At 53.2% G+C, this 19983-nt stretch carries 10 protein-coding genes; 1 reads left to right on the forward strand and 9 read right to left on the reverse strand.

Going from position 1 to position 19983, the window contains the following annotated elements; translation table 11 throughout:
- The 4 genes from KK078_RS10325 to KK078_RS10340 form a co-directional block, all read right to left on the reverse strand.
- Positions 1 to 948 (reverse strand): family 43 glycosylhydrolase, encoded by a 948-nt coding sequence (locus KK078_RS10325; RefSeq protein WP_254090189.1) that lies wholly within the window; start codon positions 946 to 948, stop codon positions 1 to 3.
- Positions 949 to 1036: 88 nt separating this feature from the next.
- A complete protein-coding gene (locus KK078_RS10330) occupies positions 1037 to 2329 on the reverse strand; it encodes a DUF5013 domain-containing protein (RefSeq protein ID WP_254090190.1) in 1293 nt (430 codons plus the stop codon).
- Between the two features lie 24 nt (positions 2330 to 2353).
- Positions 2354 to 4273, reverse strand: coding sequence for a RagB/SusD family nutrient uptake outer membrane protein (locus KK078_RS10335; RefSeq protein ID WP_254090191.1), 1920 nt, complete (start codon positions 4271 to 4273; stop codon positions 2354 to 2356).
- Between the two features lie 31 nt (positions 4274 to 4304).
- The gene (locus KK078_RS10340; protein WP_254090192.1) at positions 4305 to 7517 is read right to left on the reverse strand and encodes a SusC/RagA family TonB-linked outer membrane protein; all 3213 of its coding nucleotides are present in this window, start codon (positions 7515 to 7517) and stop codon (positions 4305 to 4307) included.
- Between the two features lie 644 nt (positions 7518 to 8161).
- On the opposite strand from KK078_RS10340, the gene KK078_RS10345 reads away from it, so the two are divergent.
- Positions 8162 to 9340, forward strand: coding sequence for an AraC family transcriptional regulator (locus KK078_RS10345; RefSeq protein WP_254090193.1), 1179 nt, complete (start codon positions 8162 to 8164; stop codon positions 9338 to 9340).
- A 35-nt stretch (positions 9341 to 9375) separates the two neighbouring features.
- Here KK078_RS10345 and KK078_RS10350 read toward each other — a convergent pair whose 3' ends face one another.
- The 5 genes from KK078_RS10350 to KK078_RS10370 form a co-directional block, all read right to left on the reverse strand.
- On the reverse strand, positions 9376 to 10746 hold the full coding sequence (locus KK078_RS10350) for a PhoPQ-activated pathogenicity-related family protein (protein WP_254090194.1): 1371 nt from the start codon (positions 10744 to 10746) through the stop codon (positions 9376 to 9378).
- A gap of 54 nt (positions 10747 to 10800) precedes the next feature.
- Entirely contained in the window at positions 10801 to 12180 is a 1380-nt protein-coding gene (locus KK078_RS10355) for a purple acid phosphatase family protein (RefSeq protein WP_254090195.1), read from the reverse strand.
- 85 nt (positions 12181 to 12265) lie between these two features.
- Entirely contained in the window at positions 12266 to 13912 is a 1647-nt protein-coding gene (locus KK078_RS10360) for a SusD/RagB family nutrient-binding outer membrane lipoprotein (protein WP_254090196.1), read from the reverse strand.
- Between the two features lie 11 nt (positions 13913 to 13923).
- The gene (locus tag KK078_RS10365; protein WP_317195889.1) at positions 13924 to 17325 is read right to left on the reverse strand and encodes a SusC/RagA family TonB-linked outer membrane protein; all 3402 of its coding nucleotides are present in this window, start codon (positions 17323 to 17325) and stop codon (positions 13924 to 13926) included.
- 400 nt (positions 17326 to 17725) lie between these two features.
- Positions 17726 to 19957, reverse strand: coding sequence for a ligand-binding sensor domain-containing protein (locus KK078_RS10370; protein ID WP_254090197.1), 2232 nt, complete (start codon positions 19955 to 19957; stop codon positions 17726 to 17728).
- Positions 19958 to 19983: the final 26 nt, after the last annotated feature.

Below are 19983 nucleotides of genomic sequence, written 5' to 3' on the forward strand. Positions count from 1 at the left end.
TTATCTTACCATCTTAATCGTCCCATCTTTGTTGTAAAAGAGCTGGTCGACACAGATCGATCTCAACCAATCGTGGTTGGAAAGCGAACTGTTGTGGTAAAAGGCATACCATTTACCTTTGTATTCCACTATGGAACCGTGATTGGTATAGCTGTCGGTGGGCTGCATGTAGATGCCCTGGTATTTCCAGGGACCCAGGGGGCTTTTGCTGGTGGCATAGCGCATCCTGTTATCGCCTTTAACGCCTTCCTTGTCGTTATTCTCATCGTGATTGTCGGAATACGACAAGTAATATACGCCCTTATATTTGTGCACCCAGGTCGCTTCGTGAAAATCTTCGAGGCCTTCCATGGTCTTCAGCTCGCCGTCGATCTCCATCATGTTGTCTTTTAATTTTCCTGCGGCACATGTGCCGCCTCCGCCATAGTAGAAGTAGGCCTGTCCGTCGTCATCGACGAACACGCATGGATCGATCATAGACTCCAACCCCTCGATATACCCTTGTACCTCAAAATCTTTCGCCGGATATTTACTGGTGGCCACTCCTATTTTCCAGGTTTTGTTCCACTCTGTACCGCTGGGGTGCGGAAAATAGAAATAATAGGTACCATTCTTATAGGCACAGTCGGGAGCCCACATAAAGCCGCCTTCCGGGCGCCCCCACTTCACCTGGCTGGCGCGCAAGATCTCACCGTGATCGGTCCAGTGTACCATGTCGTCTGTAGAAAACACGTGGTATTGATCCATCAGATCACACCCTTTCGGGGGTGCGATATCGTGCGATGCATAAACATACAAGCGGCCATCCTGCCACACGTGGGCCGAAGGATCGGCGGTATACAGGTCGGTGACAAACGGTTTTTTCTGATCCTGAGCACTGGCATTGACCGAAACTAACATCCATGAAATCCCAACCGCAACCAGGGAAGCTCTCACAATTTTCATCATTGATCTTAAAATATACATATTAACTCTAACAAATTTAAACACGGTTGTCCGACGCTTTCGCGCCGGACAACCTTCATAACGACTTACCTTAATTTATTTTTTCCAGTTTTAACCACGATGGTCTCACATTTTGTTCGTTGCTGGTAAAGCTCACAACAAAACCCGCCGATACCTTCCCGGGAGCATCCAACGTGAATTCTATCGTCTTCACTCCGTCGTCTGGCGCCAGGCCGGCGAAGTTTGCCGAGGCGAGCGCAGAAGCCAGGTTTTCAATATCCGGCAGTGTCTCGCCAACGGCGGCAGCGATATACCGGGGATCGGCGCCGTTGTTACTTTTGATGGGGTTATCACCGGCAAGGCTCATGGTAAACCGATATGTACCGGCGGGAAGGTCGAATGTCTGAAAGAGCTTACCGTTTACGATCGGGGTTTCAGCATCGCTCCACTTTTCGAACCCCAGGCTTTGTTTATCGTTGGCGGCGCCTTCCCAGCCACCATCATAACCGCCTCTGCCATCGCGGGTGCGCATCGCCGGATTCGTGGTCCAGTCGGCCAGGTTGCCCCAACGGTTGCCATCCCAGTCCGCCTTGGCAAAAGGATATGTTGCGTTCTTGAAGAAGTTGTCGGGCACCTCGTTCGGATCGTCCTGTGCATCTGCCGGCACAACAATTTTAACGATCTCCGTGTAGTTGTATTTCCGGTTTGCATCATTCACATTGGCGCCCAAACGCACATAGTAGGTATAGCCTGGTTTTACCTTCAGCGGACCGATGGTGATTACACTACTGGTTTCGACATCTCCGAATGCTTCCAACCATGACTGGTTATACTGCTTCCGCTGGTTGTTGTAATCGGGCAGATCGATAAAATTTGTCGCTCCGCAAAACTGGCTGAGACTTAAGAATGGTTTTACCTCTACAAGATTAGGGAGTCCCTGACGAATCGGGGCTCTCAATACGCAGGTTAGGGTTAACTTGAGTCCGTTCAGCGAGGTCTCGAAGCCTTGCAGCTGTAAGTACGGTGTAACGGTAATATCCTGCTCGGTATTCCCGCCGAACACTACATCCTGCAGCGTATCGACCGGCCAGAAAGGACCACCATAGGCCAGCATATCATACGTACCGCCAAAAAGTTTACTGTTGTTGTAGGTACCATCCTGCTTTACGGGTAATGACTGCGCGGTCGGTGCGGACTCCGTCCAGGTCCTCTCCCAAATGCGGATACCCCAGTCTCCTTGTGAAGTAAGCAGATTCTCTCCCGTGTAGGAGTCGATTATCCGACCCTGAACCCTTGCCTCGGGTTCGTCCCAGTTGTCGACCTCCATACAGGCGGTAATCGACATCACCAGCAATCCCAGCACTATGCGAATTATATTTTTCATAGTAATAATCTCAGTAGTTAACAATTAATAAAGTGGATTTTGAGGCAGCAGGTTTCTGTTCTTACCAATCTCTCCCCAGGGAATCGGCTCGTAGTAACACTGCTTGGACGCGGTCCAGCTTCTGTTTATCCGGTTGATCTCATCCAGGTAGATGTACTTCCCTTCGTCGGCGACGTAGTAGCTGCTCAGCACTCTGTGGCGGAACTGGTTCAACACCTGGTCGGCGGTCCGCCAGCGGCGGAGATCCCACCACCAGTGGTTTTCTCCATAGAGCTCGCGTGCGCGCTCATCGCGAATGAACTGCAGTGACTTTTCGATGGAATACGGATAGTTCGCTTTGTTGATGGTGCCGATGTTGGATGTCGACTGGTCGAGCGCCGGGCGTGTAATGGTTGCGCCGGCGCGTTCGCGGATCTTTTCGATATAATTGAACGCTTCATCGCGGCTACCGAGCTCATAAAGCGCCTCGGCGGTGTTCAGGTATATTTCACCCAGGCGGAATACCACCCAATGCTGATCGCTGCGATATTCACGGACATCACTCGTTGCCCTGTCCGGATCGACATACTTCCGTATGAAGGCGGATCCCCAGCCGTTGTTTTCTCCACCCTGGTCTTCGAAATTGCCGTGCGCGCCGGTGATATTCAGCGTAGTGCCGTTGATCTCTGTCGTCCAGCCTCTGCCGCCTAAGATCCGGTTGTTGGGATTGTTGATCGGGGCATTGGGGCTGCCCTGATCTGCGTCGGATGCCAACACGTCGAAATTTTTGTAGATGCCCCGTTGTATATCGAAGGCCTTCCCGCGCAGGACATCACCATCAAAATACATGGTACCCCGTGCGCGTGGCTCCATGCCATTGCGGATATCGCCGCGGTGGTCGAAGCGGACCGGCGTTCCGTCGGGATTAACAATGGCGGGCATATCGTAGAGCTCCATAAAATCCAGCGGAGGATAACTTTCTGCGCCCACGAACGACGACATGTCGGGCTGGGGACACATCAGTGCATCGTAGCTATGACGCAGACGGTTGTTGCCGGGTGCGGTGATATCGTAGCTTTTGATGAAAATGCTTTCGGAAGATTCCGCATCCAAAAACAGATCGGCAAAGTTCTTGGCCTTATCCGGATACCCCCTGGTGTAGAGGGCATAGGGACCCGTCTCGACGACTTTGCCGGCATCCACGCAATATTGAAAGAACTCGTCTGCTTTCGAAGCGTCGATGCCCGCCATACCGGCGCTTGTTGCTGCTTCCCCTTGAAAGCCGAGGTACTGGCTGTACTTCGCGATAGAGCCTGCATAGAGCATGGTGCGCGACAACAACGCTGCCGCCACATATTTGTTTGCGCGACCGGTTTCGTCTATGTCGGTTGACATATTCTCCATGGCGAACGTCAGGTCCTCATAGATAAATTTCCAGGTATCATATTCTGAATTGCGGGGCACTTCCAGTGTTTCAACAGGCGCCAGCGGATCCTGTGCCTCTTTGATGATCGGAACACCGCCGTACCGTTTCGCCAGGCCGAAGTAAAAGAACGCGCGTAGAAAATGTGCCTCTCCCAGCAGGTTGTTATATACCTCTGCCGTGTAGTTCACCTGATATTCCGGGAAACTCTGAATAAAGACGTTGATGTCGCGGATCCGGTCGTACGGCCAATAGGCAAACCCATCGTTGTCGACCTGCACCCAGGTATTAAAAAATTCACCGCTCATATTTCCCAGGCTGTTCTTACCGGCCTCCCAATAGTTATCCGGGCGATAGGCATTGTTGGAGTTGGTTCCGTAATACAGGAAATCTTCTATCGGCAGCGCGTTATAAATGGCAGCAAAGTATTTCTTCACACCATACTCATTGCCAAAAAGCTCGGGCCCACCCAACATGCCTTTGGGCTCCAGGTTCAAATCCTGGCATGAGAAGATCCCAAAGCACAGAATTGATATATACATTAAAAATTGTTTTTTCATAGCGAAGTTCTTTTCAGAATTTGACAGTTGCACCGATTGTATAGGTCTTGTTCACCGGATAATTGTAAAACTCGACGTATGCAGGATCTGAAGAGTCTGACGGTGCCGACGGACGTTCGGGGTCGGTATTTTTAAGCCCTGTAAATGTCAGCAGGTTGTAGCCACTCACATAGAATCTTACATTCTGCATGCCTGCTTTGGATACCCACGCATTCGGAAGCGTATAGCCGAGCTGGAGTGTCTTCAGGCGCATATACGATGCGTTCTGCACGCCGTTGGTGCCGGTACGGCGGCCGTCATGACCGGTAACGGGATAGTAGCCACCAATCCATTGTGTACTGGGATTATAAAGATCCGCATTGGGATCTACCGGACGCCACCGGTCCATAAAGTAGTCCAGGGTATTTTGCCCGCCGAATGGCAGTGCTTCTGTGAGCACTTCCGCATATTGTACGTAAACGCCCCACGCACCTTGAAAATCCATGGCGAGGTCAAGCCCCTTCCAGTTTGCTCCCAGGGAAATACCATAGTTGAATACGGGGCGGCCGAGGGAGGCTATCGGGTGCTGATCGTTTTCATTTATTACGCCGTCACCGTTCCAGTCGTTCAGCGCCCAGTCGCCGGGCAATGTATTTTGCCCCACCGGAAGCCCGTAGTTCTGAATTTGTTCGTAGCTGGTGAATTGCGTTTGCGACTCGTTGCCCCACCAGATATCGTTGTAACGTCCGCTGGTGCGGTTCCTCCACCGGTCGTACGAATTGCCCGCCGGTGTTTCAAGCCATTTGGTCCGCATACTTTTGGTAGCCGAAAGTTGGCCTCCCACATAGTATTTGATGTCCTGGAATGTATCGTCGTAGCGCAACGATATTTCATATCCGAAATTACGGTCGCTGTTATAATTTATTTGCGGCAACGCTGCGCCTACTGTACCCGGAATTACGACATCGCTGACGGCCCTCAACCCCGTGCGGTCACGTCGGAAAATGTCTACACTACCGGTTAGTTTTTGGTGAAGGAATCCGAAATCAAGGCCGGCGTTATAGGTCTTTGCCGCATACCAGGTCAAGTCCGGATTGGGAATGGGGGAAGCTGTTACACCGCCGGTCAATACGCCATCGTAGATCCAGCCCCAGTCGTTACCGGAAAGGTTAAAACCTATTGCGGGCGGATAATTCCAGAAATCACTGTCATCGGCCATTTCGCCGTAAGAACCTCTCAATTTCAGGTTGCTGAGAAATGCGAAGTTGTCGCTAATGAAGCTTTCTTCGCTCAGACGCCAGCCGAGGGAGACGGCGGGAAAGAATCCATACCGGTGGCCGGCCGGAAAACGCGAAGACCCGTCGCGGCGGAATTTGAAATCGAGCAAGTATTTACCTCTGAAATCATAATTCACGGAACCGATGAGCGACTTCGTGGCGCGGTCGTACAACGCTCCTGCGTTCGCCCGCTGCTCGTCTGCTTCACCGGCCGACAGCTCTTCTGAATCTATCAGCAACTTGCGATAGGCGCCGAAACCATCCCAGCTATTATATCGCTCTTCGTAAATAAGAAAGCTGCTGACGTTATGGTCACCAAAAAAGGTATGATTATAATGCAGGCCCAGCTGCATGTTGGTGCTATACAGCACATCGACCGACCGGGTAATCTCCGAAGGGGTGTTCCGGATGATCGGGGAATATGTATCGACATCCGGATTATAGCGATACAATTCATATGCACGTTTATAGGTGGTGTAATCCGGTAAGCTCGGAGAATAATCATAGATGCCCTTTGCCGACAGTCCTTCAATGCCCGGAATGTCATACTCGAGGGTCAGCGTTCCATTGAGTTTGCGATCCTTGGTGATGTTATAGCCTACATAATCGGCATCGGTTTGTACGATCATGTTGGCTCCTTCATTCAGGAACTGAGCATCGCCGTTGGGATATTCCGGATTGTCATTGGCGTAAAAAGCTGCATCCGGGCGGGTCAGCCAGGTCAGTTTGTATGTGGACCAGCCTGTTCCGTTGGGTTGGTGTGTATCGACCATGATAGCGCCCAATGACACACGGGCGCTGAGTCTTTTGGTGATCTGAGCGTCGATGTTGGTACGCATGTTCCAGCGTGAGGAATAATAATCGCCGCTTTTATACGACCCGTCCTGCCGGGAATATCCGAGGTTGAAAAAATACCGTACTTTTTCATTTCCGCCGTTTACCGTCAGATCGGTCTGATATTGTGGGGTGGTCTTGTTGAACACCTCGTCAAACCAATTGTATGACTTCCTGGTGCCATTACGGTATTCGTTGATCTGGTCTTCGGTGAAGATCGGAGACTGGCGCTGGAAGTAGTTTTTGCCAAAGTCCTGCCAGTTTTGCTCATTTCTCAGCGTCATGTAATCCACGGCACCAACGCTTTTGGGCACATACAAAAATTGCTGCCAGGACATGCTGCTGTTTAAGGTAATGTCCACTTTCCCGTCGGGGTTTACAGTACCTTTTTTGGTGGCCACGACCACCACACCGTTGGCTGAACGCAGGCCGTATACGGCGGCGCTGCCGTCTTTTAATATCGTTACGCTTTCGATCTCTTCCGAACTCATGCGGGCAAAGAAGTCTTTATCACGAACAATACCGTCGATGACAAACAACGGATCGCCCATACCACGAATGTCGATCTGCGTATCGTAGGCACCGGGTGCGGCACTTTTCTGCACGATGCGGACGCCCGGCAATTTGCCGGTCATCGCGTTCAGCACGTTTTCGTTTTTGGTGCGGACGATATCCTTGTTGTCGATCACCGATACGGCGCCGGTCAGGGTTGCTCTTTTCTGCGTATTGTAGCCCATCACCACCACTTCGCCGAGGCTCATGACGTCAGCCACCATGGAAACGTCGACCGTGGAGAGGGCTCCTACCGTGACCCGTTGCGTTTGGTAGCCGATGAAGCTGAAGATCAATACGGATTCATCCGAAGGGGCAACGATGGTGTATTTGCCGTCGGCGTCTGTCATGCCACCGACGGTAGTTCCTTCGACGACAACACTCACACCGGGAAGCCCTGCACCTTCTTCGTCGAGCACTCTACCGGTAATTTGTCTGCCTTGCGGTGCCACATCGACAGCGCCTTCATTTCCGGCAGTCACTGTATTTCCGTTCGTCGCTCCGCGGGAGACCGACGCCACCTCCGCCGACGCCACCGTGCACCAGGCTAGAGAAAAAAGCAAAAACAGGTAGATTTTACCCATAGATTTGAACATTTAGGTTTTGGTTATTTGAAACTATGATACCGTTTGCGATCAGGATTCAATCGTTAGCGGTTCGTCAAACCTAGGCTGGCGCAATTAATTTTCACTTAAATCCCTATTAATTCGGCTTTTAACCCATTAATGCGGTAGCTTTTTCAAAAATTTTCAAAATCGGAGGTGTTGGGTGGGTCGAATCGACCCGATTACGCGAGCAAAAAAACGGGGAGTGATGAGGAAATCTTTCAAAGCCCCCTGCAAACCCGATACCCCATCGGAAAGTCGCGCCGGAGAACGCATTAATATCTTATTAATTAAGAGTGTCCGGGGATTATGGGCTGTTGTGAAGCTTACGGTGCCGTCTGGGTAGGAGTTAATACAATGTTCACACAGCGATTACGCCCATGACACAGAAAAAATCTTCCTTTATGCCGCGGGCCTTTCAAACGCTCTTACCGCTGCTGCAGCGCCGCTGATCTTTCCTTTGCCACTATGCCCACTACCACAAAGCCCACCGCTGTTGCGGCGAACACTACCGGAACTCCGTTTAAACCAGTATATTTTATAAACCAACCGTTTTGAGCGAAGACACACGTTGAATACCATGACATCAGTATTAGATTTTCACCAAACCTTCAATAATACTCATGATCAAGATCATTCTGCTATGCGATTTCGGCGAGGAGTATGGCAAGAGCCTGCTTCGCGGCGTCACCCGGTACTCGAAAGATCACGGTCCCTGGGCCTTTTGCCGGATGCCTGCATACTTTCGTGAGCACCTGGGCATCGACGGTATATTGCAATGGGCGCGGGAATGGGGAGCGCACGGCATCATCGGCCAGTTCTATCACACCGAAGAGATCCTGAAATTCACCCGGGCAGGAATCCCTGTGCTGGCCCAGGACTTCAAAGAGCGTTTTACGGACATTCCCAACATCACCGGCGACTATCACGCGGCGGGGAGAATGGGGGCTGAATATTTTCTAAAAAAAGGATTCAGCCATTTCGCCTTTTACGGTTTTCAGCACATCGTTTGGTCGCGAGAACGCGCGGAAGGTTTTGAAGAACGTCTGCAGCAAGCGGGGCATACGGTGCATTATTACGAGCATAACGAAGGCGCCCCGGCAGATATCTGGTATTATAAGCCCTCCGTGCTGATCCAGTGGCTGCGATCACTGCCCACACCGATAGCGCTGATGGCCTGTGATGACAACCAGGGGCATCATATCACCGAGGCCGCGCGCCACGCGGGCATCCGTATTCCCGAAGACATGGCGGTGCTGGGGGTGGACAACGACGAGATGGTTTGCAACCTTTCCGACCCTCCCCTTTCCAGTATCGGCCTTGACACGGAAAAAAGCGGTTACGACGCTGCCCGCGTTATGGAACAAATGATCCATGCAGGCACCTTCTCCGGCCCCGACATCGTCGTACGGCCGACGCAGGTCATTTCCCGGCAATCGACCGACATCTTTGCCAGCCAGGACAAATACATTGTCAGCGCGCTGAAATATATACACGACAATCTGGACAAAAACCTCAACGTGGAGCAGGTACTAAAAGAAGTGCCCTTATCCCGCCGGTCGCTTGAAAAACGCTTTATCCAGATTACGGGGTATCCTGTATACGAATACATCTATAATCAACGCATCGAACGGTTTACGCAAAAGCTACTGGAAACAGACATGACCATTTTTGAAATTGCGATCGATCTGGGACTAAGCGACAGCAAGAACATTGCACGCCAGTTCAAACAAATCAAAGGCGTTACTCCCATGGAGTATCGCAAAAAATATATGCTGGCGAAACAAAGGGCCACGGCGTAGTGTGCCGGCCCGTTCTTTCCTGGCCGGCGGCTTTGTTATTTTAAGAATACTTCGTCGTTATCCATCACAAACATGCGGGTGCTTTCGGTGTATTCACCACCTTTGGGGTCTTTGTATTTCAGGTCCAGGTAAAATGCCCGGTACCCCTTCTGCGGGTATGGCGTCGTTGTGGTGATCACCGCCGTCCTCTTTTTAAGTCCCAACGATTGTCCCTTCCAGGGATCGTTTCTGAAATCCGTGTCCTCAGACGCTGCCGACCAAAGTATCACATCCACTAATACATCCGGTGTTACGGTTACGTTAAGGATCACACCTTTTTTCGCGGGGGTTGCGCTCCATTGGCAGGCCGGATAGGGCTGATGCGCCAATGTCATCCCCAGGAATGCGCTGAGGGCCTGGAAGGCTTGTTTCTTGTCGCCCAGGTCATGCCCTACGTTCGGCACATAGTGTATGAAGTTGAGGCCTGGTATGCTGTCGATGTAATGCTTTACCGCGTCGACCGTCCAGTATTCATCGTTCGTGCCCATGAAGATCATTTTCGGCATCGTCAATTTTTTACGGTACGCATAGGGGTCGACCATGGCCGTAATGGCATCTCCTTTTTCAGAATGAACCGTTTGCGGAATACCCAGCCTGACGTAGTCCTGGATCTGCTCGCTATATCCCTTCAGCATCTTGACCTGGTAGTCGAGGTTTACGGGCATATTGAGCACGTCGATCACCATCGGGGCAATGGCCGCCACCCGTTTGTCGCTGGCGCCGGTCAGCCACGTGGTCCACCCACGTTTGGAGAATCCTGTCACCACAAAACGGTTTATATCGCGCTGCAACGTTTTCTTCGAAAACTCCTGAACCGCGTCCATGGCGCGCACCACACCTTTGACCATCGGGAACAAAAGCGGCCAGGAGTAGTCGCCATCTTCCTTGAACTGATGCAGCGTATAGGAGATCAGGGCGTCTTCGGTCAGATCGCCCACCAACGGCTGGTTGGGTGTCTGGCGCAGAATAGCAACCACCGCGTGGTTCGCGGTCGCCATATCGGCGAGGCTCAGCGCCAGCTTATCGTCAGGCCCCCGCCACTCGGGCTCGCCTTTTTTATTAGATCCCCCGGTAATAAAAAGCAGCGCCCCGTCGTGGCGGCAATCTGCCGGCACCAGCACGGAGAGCTGGTGGGTCCACTGATATTCATGCCACTGTTGCGACACCAGCCGAATGTTATATACCTGGACTGTTCCCCGGGCATACGTATCTTTCACTTCCCACCGGTACGATTTATCGCCGTTGCCAAGATATGCCTCCAGCGCCGTGGCGGCGCTCAGGGTGGATTGTGCCGGCAGGGTTTGCGCGAAGAGTAAGATGGTCAGCAACGTCAGGGCCACGGCGGCCCATACTTTATTTTTGATCATAGCAGTGACATTCGTCTATGTAATGTGGTAAAAGTACGATTATACAAGTATCCGTCACAATCGTTCGGGGGTATCGGGGATACGGTTCACCAATTTATTGATCCCCTGTTTCGATTTTACCAGGTCGAATGCGTCGTACAGCTCGCCGCGGGCCGTATACGATCCGAACGACAACGTATTGCCCTCGATCGAAATGATCTGAAAAAGTTGAGTGTTCCGGGCTTTGCGTTGCATCCATGGATCGTTCGACAATTCATACATCTTGGGGCCGCTCACCGAGACCACGTATACCGTACCAGACGTTTTGTCTTTGACCGTATAGCCCGTCGGCACGTTTTTCACCATGCCTCGTCCATAGGCATGGTCATGTCCCTGCAGTACGATATCGACATGGTGTTTATCGAAGACCGGCTTAAAATGCCGGCGCAGGTTTTCGTTGTCACGGTTGGGCGAAGTAGAGAATACGGGGTAATGAAATGTAATCGCCGTCCAGGGCCGCGGGTCATGTGTCAGCACCGAGTCCAGCCACGCCACCTGCTGCTCGCGGTATACGGGCGACTCGTCAATTTGCTCTGCATCGAGCGAGATCACCTTCAGGTTTTTATAGTTCACCGCATAGCACGTTTCCTCCAGGCCCTTGGGTCCATTGCGCGGCAAATTGAACTGCGGGCGCCACTGCGGTGACAGTTTGACGCCCTTTCCATACTCGTGGTTTCCGGGGGTCATCATGCTGGGCACGGTGGCGTGAATATAACTGCCTGCATAGAACCACTCACCCCACTCGATGTCGCGGTCGAAGCGGTTGATCAGGTCCCCCGCGTGCAGCATGAAGTCGACCTGCGGCACCGTTTTGTAGGCCTCGCGGATAATACGCGACCACATCGACTTCAGGTCGTTCTGCGCGTCGCCAAAATAGAGAAAGGAGATCTTGTTGTGCGCGGCGTCGGGCATGCGCACCTGGAACCACTCACTCCAGGCGGCTTCGCTCCCCACCCGGTATACATATTGCTCACCGGGCGTAAGTTTTTCCAGGCGCCCGGAGAAGTAATGTGCCGTAACCACCGGTTCTTCTTCGCGCCGCACCTGGAGATACTCACGTTGCGCCGGCTGTCGTGTGACCTTGTCGCGGAATTCCGGTCCTGCGGTCGCTACCGCATACTCTATAAAGCCGGCCGCGACGGTGGTATCGGTCCGCCAGTTTACGGCCAGGCACGTTTCGGGTGTTTCCGAAAGGTTCAGGATTATCCGACCGGGTTCCGGCGTGGGAAACAGCAGCGTCGGAGGCAGCACAACAGCATGGTTGTGCGTGTGACCGTGATGCGCGCCGGTGTAGTCGTGATACTCGGCATCCGCTCCGCGTACGTAAATATACCGGACAAAGCCGGCAGACAGGATAAAAACCGCTGCCAGCACTACAAACCACTTCTTATACATGAAAAGCAGAATTTTGAATCATGAATTTATATAAAAAATAGCGGGGCCATAGCCCCCGCTACACCTGTATACTACCAGACAAATGTTACCAGGGCTTTGATGTTCCTTGTAATAACCACTGCTTGGACCAGGCGCTGTTGGCGCCGTCGGCCTGGGTGTACTGTGTGGTCTCCAGCCTTTCCAGGGCCTTTGCCGTATTGGCGGCATTCATTTCGATCTCGTCCTGCATATAATAAAACCGCACGGGGAGTGCATCCCTGGCGGCAGCTGGCCCGGCATGCAGAACCGGTAAGCCGGTACGGCGGTAGTCAAACCAGGACTCTGTCGTGGCCGACCAGCTGGCGATCCATTTTTGTGTCATTACTTTTTCCAGTTGCTCGTCGGTATCGCCCGACAGGATCACAGACGGCTGCATTACATAATCATCGTATGTATTGTCTACGCCCCACGTTTCAAAGGACGCGCGGATACCCGCCAAATAGTGCTCACTTGCATTCCCCGTGGCCCAACCTTTCAGCGTCGCTTCGGCCAGGAGAAAGCGTACTTCGGCGGCAGAGATCAGCCTGGCTTTCAACAGCGGGCCGGCAGCTTCCGCGTAAATGGGGCTGAGGTAAGAAACGTGGGGGTTGTTCGACGTTTGGCCGGGTGTAGGGTTGAGGTTGTAGCCCGAGGGCTGGTTCGAAACGCTCGGCGGTATACCGACATACTCCGGGTCGGTATCAATCGACTTTGTTCCCACGACGTCGGGCGACAGGTAGCGCACACCGTCCTCGATCTGATCCGTGCCTGCGGGAAGACCCGGGTCGACCACCAGGGGAATCTCCACCTTGCTTGCCCATACACCGAGTCGTGCGTCGTCCAGTGCTTGTAAGGCGTCGACCAGTGTAGCACACATCCTGTTGCGGCGGTAGTTGCTGCCGCTGGCATCGAAGACCGCGTTCGACGGCCAGGAGTCGCCCTCACTATTGCCGGCATAGGACAGGGTGGCGTCTTCCCCGGCAGAGGTTATCAGCGGGTAATCATCGGGATGCGCAAAGATCTTCTCGACCCCCTGACGGGAAACGTCCGGAAGCTTGGACGAGAGGCGCATATAATAACGCAATAACAAAGAGTTGGCCATTTTTCGCCATAGGGCGGGATCCATATGCATCGACGCGTACGGCACGTCGTCGTCTTCGTACAGGCCGATATATTCTTGCCTGTCTTTTGACAGCAGCGTGTTGGCTGTTTCGAGGTCGGCAATAATGCCGCGATAGATCGTCTCCTGATCATCGAATGCGGGCAGCTTGTTCTCTACTCCCGGGAGGTCGCCATTCAGGGCGTGCGTATAGGGTGCGTCGCCCCAAAGATCGGTGATGAGCCCGAACATCATCGATTTCATGATCAGCGAAACACCCTGGTGAAATTCCATTCCCAACTCGGTCGAGCGCTCGTACAGAACTTTGTTGTCGCGCAAGACGCCGTAATAGGGCGTCCAGCTCTGGTTCGTCCAGGCGTAATCGTTATGTTCGTCGAACCATGCGTCGAGCTGCGTATGCTGCATCACTCCGGCAATGTTTCCGAAACCGAGATTGAGGTATAGCTTCGACGCTTCGGTCACAACGGTTGGTAATACCAGGTTCGGATTGATCACGCCGGGCTCTACGCCGTTCGGGTTTTCGTTGAGCTCGGTCAGGTCATCACACGAGAGACAGACCATCAGTATACTTATTGCAAAATATTTTAGTTTCATACGGTCGCGTTTTAGAAAGTGAGACTTACTTTAAAACCAGTGGAAATTGTCCAGGGGTTGACGTTGTACCGTTCAATTCCCTGCTTGAACTGGATCCCATTTCCCTGCGCACCCGACTCGGGTTGGAACGCCAGCTCAGGATCCACTCCTACCGCGGCGGCCGTCCAGAGCATGATGTTCCGGGCGTAGACCGACAGCGAGGCGTTGCGGATGCCGATGGATTGTACCAGGGGCGCCGGCAGCTGGTAGGCGAGGGAGATCTCGCGGAGCTTGATGAAGGATGCATCGAACATGGCAGCGCCCATAAAATCCCAGGGATAGTTATCGGCATAGGGAATATACTTCGTCCCATCGCCTCCCAGGTTTTCGGTATAGCCGATGATATTTCCGTCACCGTCATACTGCGCGATCACTCCGGGATTGAAGACACCGTCGTTAAGCGTCACTCCGTCTTCAAGCTCCAGTGAATGCCCGCCATACGCCGCCGTAGGACCGCCGACGATGTTGATACCGTCGGTGATCAATGTTCCCTGGTTTGCCACCAGCCAATCGCGTAGCGCCTGCCCTGTGCGATTACCCGGATTGATCAGCAGATCGAGAAATCGCTGGGTCTTCAAATCGGACTCTGCATATCGATATGTTTGCGAGATAAAATCTCCGCCCTTGCGCCAGTCGAAAGACATATTCAACGTGAAGGCCTTGTACGCCACGGTGGTTTGCAGGCCCATGGTGAAGTCGGGATTAAAATTGCCGATCTTGTTCTTGACATTGCTGCTTCTGATCACCTGCCAGGTACCTTCGTCGCTCAGGAGCGGGTAGCCATAGTACGGAGAGGTCTTATCTTCAACCGTCACCATTTTGCTGTCGTAGATGTCGCCGATCGTTTCGCCGACATAGGTCCTCACCTCGGCCCGGCCGTCGCTCCAGAAAGAATAGAACGGAAGCTCCTCCGGCAGCTCAACGATCTTGGTGCGGTTGCGACTGTAGTTCACGGAAACGTCCCAGCGCAAGTCACCTTTTTGAACAGGCGTGCCGCCCAAAGCAAACTCCCAGCCGCGGCTCTGCAAAAGGCCGGCGTTTATCTTTTGCTTTTCGAATCCCGACGACGGCACCATGTCTGTGAGAATGATCTGGTTCTTGTTGTCCGTCGTATAGTATGTCCCTTCGAACCGTATGCGGTTGTCCAGCAGGCCAAACTCCGCTCCCACTTCCGTGGACGTAGAAATCTCAGGTTTTAACGCGGGTGTGAGCAGGTCCGCAGGTCTCGTTACCCGTGGTGTGCCGTCCCATGCGCTGGCGGTATTCATGATATTGATCAGCTGGTAAGGGCCGGCGTCATTGCCCACCTGCGCCACTGCGCCCCGTAACTTGAGCATGCTCACTTGCTCCGGCATGGGCAGCATCTCGTTCACCAGCACACTGAGGGAGGCGGATGGATAGAAGTAAGAATTTTCCCCTTTCGGCAATGTGCTCGACCAATCGTTACGCGCGGTAAGATCCAGGTAGACCATGTCTTTATACCCCAGGTTCACCAGGCCATACGCGCTGTAAATACCTTTCTCGCCGAAATAGTTGCTGTAATCGAGGTTGTCGACGGCAATATTCTGAATGGTAAATATTCCGGGCGTGATCAGACCGGCACCGGGTTTGCTCGACGTGGATACATTGCCCGACTTTTGATACATCGTGTTCCCTCCTACGGATGCCGTGACATGCCACGGTGCAAAATCTTTTTTATAGGTGACCAGAAAGTCGGCATTCCGTTCGAACCGGTCCATATTCATCACGCCATAGGCTCCGCCGGGCTCGCCGGTGTAGCTGTTGGCTATTTTGGACTCCCGCTGTTCGCGATACGTATCCATCGAATAACGTCCCATCAGGCTGAAAGCGTCCGTGATCTGCCATTCGGCTTTGACGTTGCCATATACCCGATCGCGCACAAAGCTGTTGTTCACTTCATACGCCAGGAAATAGGGATTGTTATATTCGCCCGCGCCATTATCCTGTGTAAGCTGTTGTAACCCTTCCTGGCCCTTTACCCAATAGTTCCGCAGGTCGTGGATGTCGATGTGCGGCGATACGTAGTACGCCCACTGAATGGGGTTTGCACCGCGGTTGTTTGCGGGGCGATTGTTCGAATTACTCCGGGTGAAGCTCAGGTTGGTGCTCACCTTCACTTTCGGATGCAGCTGCACGCCGGTACTCAGGTCCAGGGAATTCCGGAACAGATCGGAATTGGGGATGATCCCCCGGTTGGACATGTTTGTGTAGGCAATGCTATAATTCAGTTGCTCGGTGCTGTTCGCGATAGCAATTGAGTTTGTCGACGTGATACCGGTCTGTACAAAGTCCTTCACATTGTCGGGGTGCGACACCAGCTCCGTGGGAATGGGGTTGCCGTTCGCGTCGAGCGGGCTGTTCCACTGAATGGCTTTGTAGCCTTTATCAAGCTCCGGACCATTGCCGGCCACCGACTCCTCGTCGATCGTCAATACGCCCGAGGGATTGTTGTCGGGCGTATACGGACGGACACCGATGGCAAATTTGCTGTGAAACGGAAGGAACTTGTACGGTATGTCAAAGGCGTTGTTGGAGGATACGTTTATGGTCATACGCTTAGCCTTCGATCCGGATTTGGTGGTGATCAATACCACGCCGTTTCCGGCTCTCGAGCCGTACAATGCGGCCGCGCTGGCGCCTTTCAGCACCGATACCGATTCGATATTATCGGGATTAATGTCCGAGATAGCATTGCCATAGTCCACGCGATTGTCGCTTCCAAAGCCCCCGATGTTATTAAGACCGCTCGCCACGGGCACACCGTCTACGACAAACAGTGGTTGGTTATCATTGCTCAGGGACTTGGCACCCCGTATGATCATGCTCACAGACGAGCCCGGACCGCCCGTAGATGATATTGCGACACCCGGCACCCGCCCGGCAAGGCCGTTGAGCACGTTCTCCTGTGGTATCCGGCTCAGGTCTCCGCCGCTCACTTTTCCCACGGAATAGCCCAGGGAGCGCTCTTCGCGTTTAATGCCCAGGGCCGTTACAACAACTTCGTCCAACGCTTCGGAATTCGGTAGCAACGTCACGTCCAATGTCGTCCGGTCGCCGACCACAACTTCCTGCGTGGTGAACCCGATATAGGAAAAAATAACAACGGCGTCACTATTAGCCACGGACAATGTATACCGGCCGTCGGCATCCGTCATGGTACCCAACTGGGTGCCCTTGACATACACATTTACGCCGGGCAGCGCGGTGCCGTCTTCCGCAGACGTTACCCTTCCCGACACCGTAACATCGTTTGCGGCCAACACCATCCCGGCATTCACCATCAGCATCATGACCAGGACCAGCAACCGTGCACGTCGCCGCCCTTGGCTTTGTTTGTAAAAGTGTAATTCCATATATAATCAGGTTTGGTTTACGTGTATTAAGTTTGAGTTACGGCAATTATGAAACGATGATCATTTCTTAAAGCGGAAGTAACGATACGATCGCGTCATCTATACTTCTCCGGCAGCCGCTATATATTCTTCTTCCAACGGCCAAATATAGCGACGGATGATGCGCACTGTGCGCGCATTTTGCGTTAACCAGTTCGGTCTTTGCGCAAGAAATTGGAATTGACCTCAGCTCACTACGGCGCGGGGTTGCGCAGCACGAATGGCAGTGCGCAGACAAATTAACAGTTTACATGACACCTGTCGGTCATCGCAGACCGATCGCGGTCGGCTCGCGACGATTGATGAGCGCCGCCGCGCCAGCAAGGCGATGTTCTCATTCCTATGATCATACGTTGTTCCGTTATGGTTTAACGACGTCGGGTGTGCCAATAACACCCAGGTAGCGGCCCAGCCAGTACGGCAGCAGCCAGATGTCACCGGCGCTATACTCTGTTGCACCGCCATTGCCGCCGTCGAGCCCGAAGCGATTGGCATTGTGCCGGCATATCTCCAGCTCATCGGGCGGTAATACCTCGGCTGTATGTTGGTTTCGGAAGTTGGTGTCTATCTTCATAATGTCGCCGCGGTCGCTGTTCTTCACCTTCCAGCTGACCAGGTCGAGCGGATATTCCTGCAAGTACCAAACTGCCTCGTCGAGGTCGAATTGTTGTGCCCCCGTAACGGCCGTCATAATATTCCAGAGGGCATCTTTCTCGGGACGCTCAGCCTGCCAATGGTCGATGATCGCCTCCCGGAAATTTGCTTGCAAGGTATCGTTGAAGGCATACCGGTAGAGTCCCCAATAGCCCAAAAAGTACATCTCGTCATCGGAGTGGTTCCAGGCCTCCGACAACATTTTACTCCAATCGTCTGCTGAAGCGGGTGCCGTGGTGATCTCGCGCATCGGTCGCATGAGGTTTTCATAGTACCCCTGGCGGGTCATCAGCTCAAAGGCCTTTTCTTTATACACTTCCCTGTGGGTGAAATAATACGCTGTTTGCAACATGGAGATGATGTTCGAGGAGTTGATCTTCCGATCGCCCACCATTGCCGGACGGGCATTGACGTACTCGGGGTTCCACTTGCCCCACGTCGTAGGTTTGCCATCCCAGTCCACCAGGTACATATTGTTATCGAGTACGTGCTGCATCAATGAGTCCATGAGCACAACGGCGCGTTTCTTCAAGTCCTCGTCGCGCATCAGCTCGGCCATCACCCCGTATACAAACATGTGGCCGATGGCCTCGTCGCTGCTGGTGGTGGACTTCCAGTCCCATTCCGGGTCTTCCGCTCGGCGCCAGGGCTCGCTGTCGTATTTATACCCCCGTCGCTCGAAGGAACGGGAAGGAAAGCCGTGCATCGGGTTGATGGTATACAGGCGTTCCAGGGCGTCCATCGATTCGCGGCAATTCTCCAGGGCATCGTCAGCACCGGTCACGGTGTGTCTGAACACCTCTGCCGCCAGGTACATACACGTCCACAGCCCATCGTTGTCCGAGTCGTCCAGGGTACCGGTGCCCAGATTGCCGGCTTCTAAATTTTCCAGCGTGGCGTTAAATCCATGACGGATGTGCCGCCTGCGTACCTGCTGCCCGAAGTACGCGGCTTTGTCGGCGAGCGTCATTGATTTGAAGCAGATCTCCCCCAGCCCGCGGTCGGTCAGTACCAGAACGGAGCTGTCGGCTCCCGGGGCGAGGTCGATCACGGTATCGGAAGGCAGCCAACGTTTGCAGGCATAGTAGTTACATTTTCCATCCGGGCGGATCATAAAGGCTCCGCGTACCGAGCCGAACCAAAGCTTACCGTTTATTTCTTCCACTGCAGTCAAATCCGCACACGGAAGTTTACGCTGCAATGTCCCACGCTGCCGGCCGCTCGCAGCGTCCAGCGTGAAGTACCCGGCATGGGTACCCACCACCCATTCACGTGCGTTGTTTGTCAGCGCCAGACACGTCAGGCCCTTACCGGTATAAAATGTCGTCACCGTGTGTTCGGTAGCCGAAAAAACGGAGATCTCCGAAGGACTTAATAACATAAACGCATTCCTGCGCGCATCATATACGATGTCGATCAAGCCCGCGGGCGCACTTCCTTCCCATGCTATTCCGTCGTTCAGGTACTGCAGCTTCTTTCCGTCCGACACCAGGAAAGAAAAATCCTTGCCGCCTGCAAAATGTTTCGCATTCGGCAGCGTATGCTTTTTATAAAGCGTACCGGCCCAGGCATTGCTGAACACGGCTTTGTCGTCCAGGTATACCCGTTGTTGTCGGTATGTACTGATGGCACGGATCTTTTTATCGCGTAAAGGACGGAAAGACTTATCAGCCACCAATGTGCCGGGGTACAGAAATTCTCCCGCGTACGGTTGCAGCAGGCCCCGCGAGGACAAGATCTGGACCGCGCCGTTGCGATCGGTCGCCACGTGACTCAACGCTAGTGTTGTGTCGGTCGCAGAATACTTCTTACTGTAGTCTTGCCGGAAGGATACATCTTCAAAGACGGGCTGGCGGGCGGCCGCGGGTTGATCGGGCGTACAGGCCACGATCGACAGCCCACCGGCCAGTATCAGAGAACACGATGCGAAGCGCCTCATTTGTTGAATTTTAGCGGTGGATCGGA

This window comes from Dawidia soli, from assembly GCF_018598185.1.
Taxonomy (GTDB): domain Bacteria; phylum Bacteroidota; class Bacteroidia; order Cytophagales; family Cyclobacteriaceae; genus Ohtaekwangia; species Ohtaekwangia soli.

What these genes read in the sequence shown, in the direction of transcription:
- KK078_RS10325 (WP_254090189.1), bottom strand. Translation starts at nt 948, where the DNA reads ATGATGAAAATTGTGAGAGCTTCCCTGGTTGCGGTTGGGATTTCATGG.
- KK078_RS10330 (WP_254090190.1), bottom strand. Translation starts at nt 2,329, where the DNA reads ATGAAAAATATAATTCGCATAGTGCTGGGATTGCTGGTGATGTCGATT.
- KK078_RS10335 (WP_254090191.1), bottom strand. Translation starts at nt 4,273, where the DNA reads ATGTATATATCAATTCTGTGCTTTGGGATCTTCTCATGCCAGGATTTG.
- KK078_RS10340 (WP_254090192.1), bottom strand. Translation starts at nt 7,517, where the DNA reads ATGGGTAAAATCTACCTGTTTTTGCTTTTTTCTCTAGCCTGGTGCACG.
- KK078_RS10345 (WP_254090193.1), top strand. Translation starts at nt 8,162, where the DNA reads ATGATCAAGATCATTCTGCTATGCGATTTCGGCGAGGAGTATGGCAAG.
- KK078_RS10350 (WP_254090194.1), bottom strand. Translation starts at nt 10,746, where the DNA reads ATGATCAAAAATAAAGTATGGGCCGCCGTGGCCCTGACGTTGCTGACC.
- KK078_RS10355 (WP_254090195.1), bottom strand. Translation starts at nt 12,180, where the DNA reads ATGTATAAGAAGTGGTTTGTAGTGCTGGCAGCGGTTTTTATCCTGTCT.
- KK078_RS10360 (WP_254090196.1), bottom strand. Translation starts at nt 13,912, where the DNA reads ATGAAACTAAAATATTTTGCAATAAGTATACTGATGGTCTGTCTCTCG.
- KK078_RS10365 (WP_317195889.1), bottom strand. Translation starts at nt 17,325, where the DNA reads ATGGAATTACACTTTTACAAACAAAGCCAAGGGCGGCGACGTGCACGG.
- KK078_RS10370 (WP_254090197.1), bottom strand. Translation starts at nt 19,957, where the DNA reads ATGAGGCGCTTCGCATCGTGTTCTCTGATACTGGCCGGTGGGCTGTCG.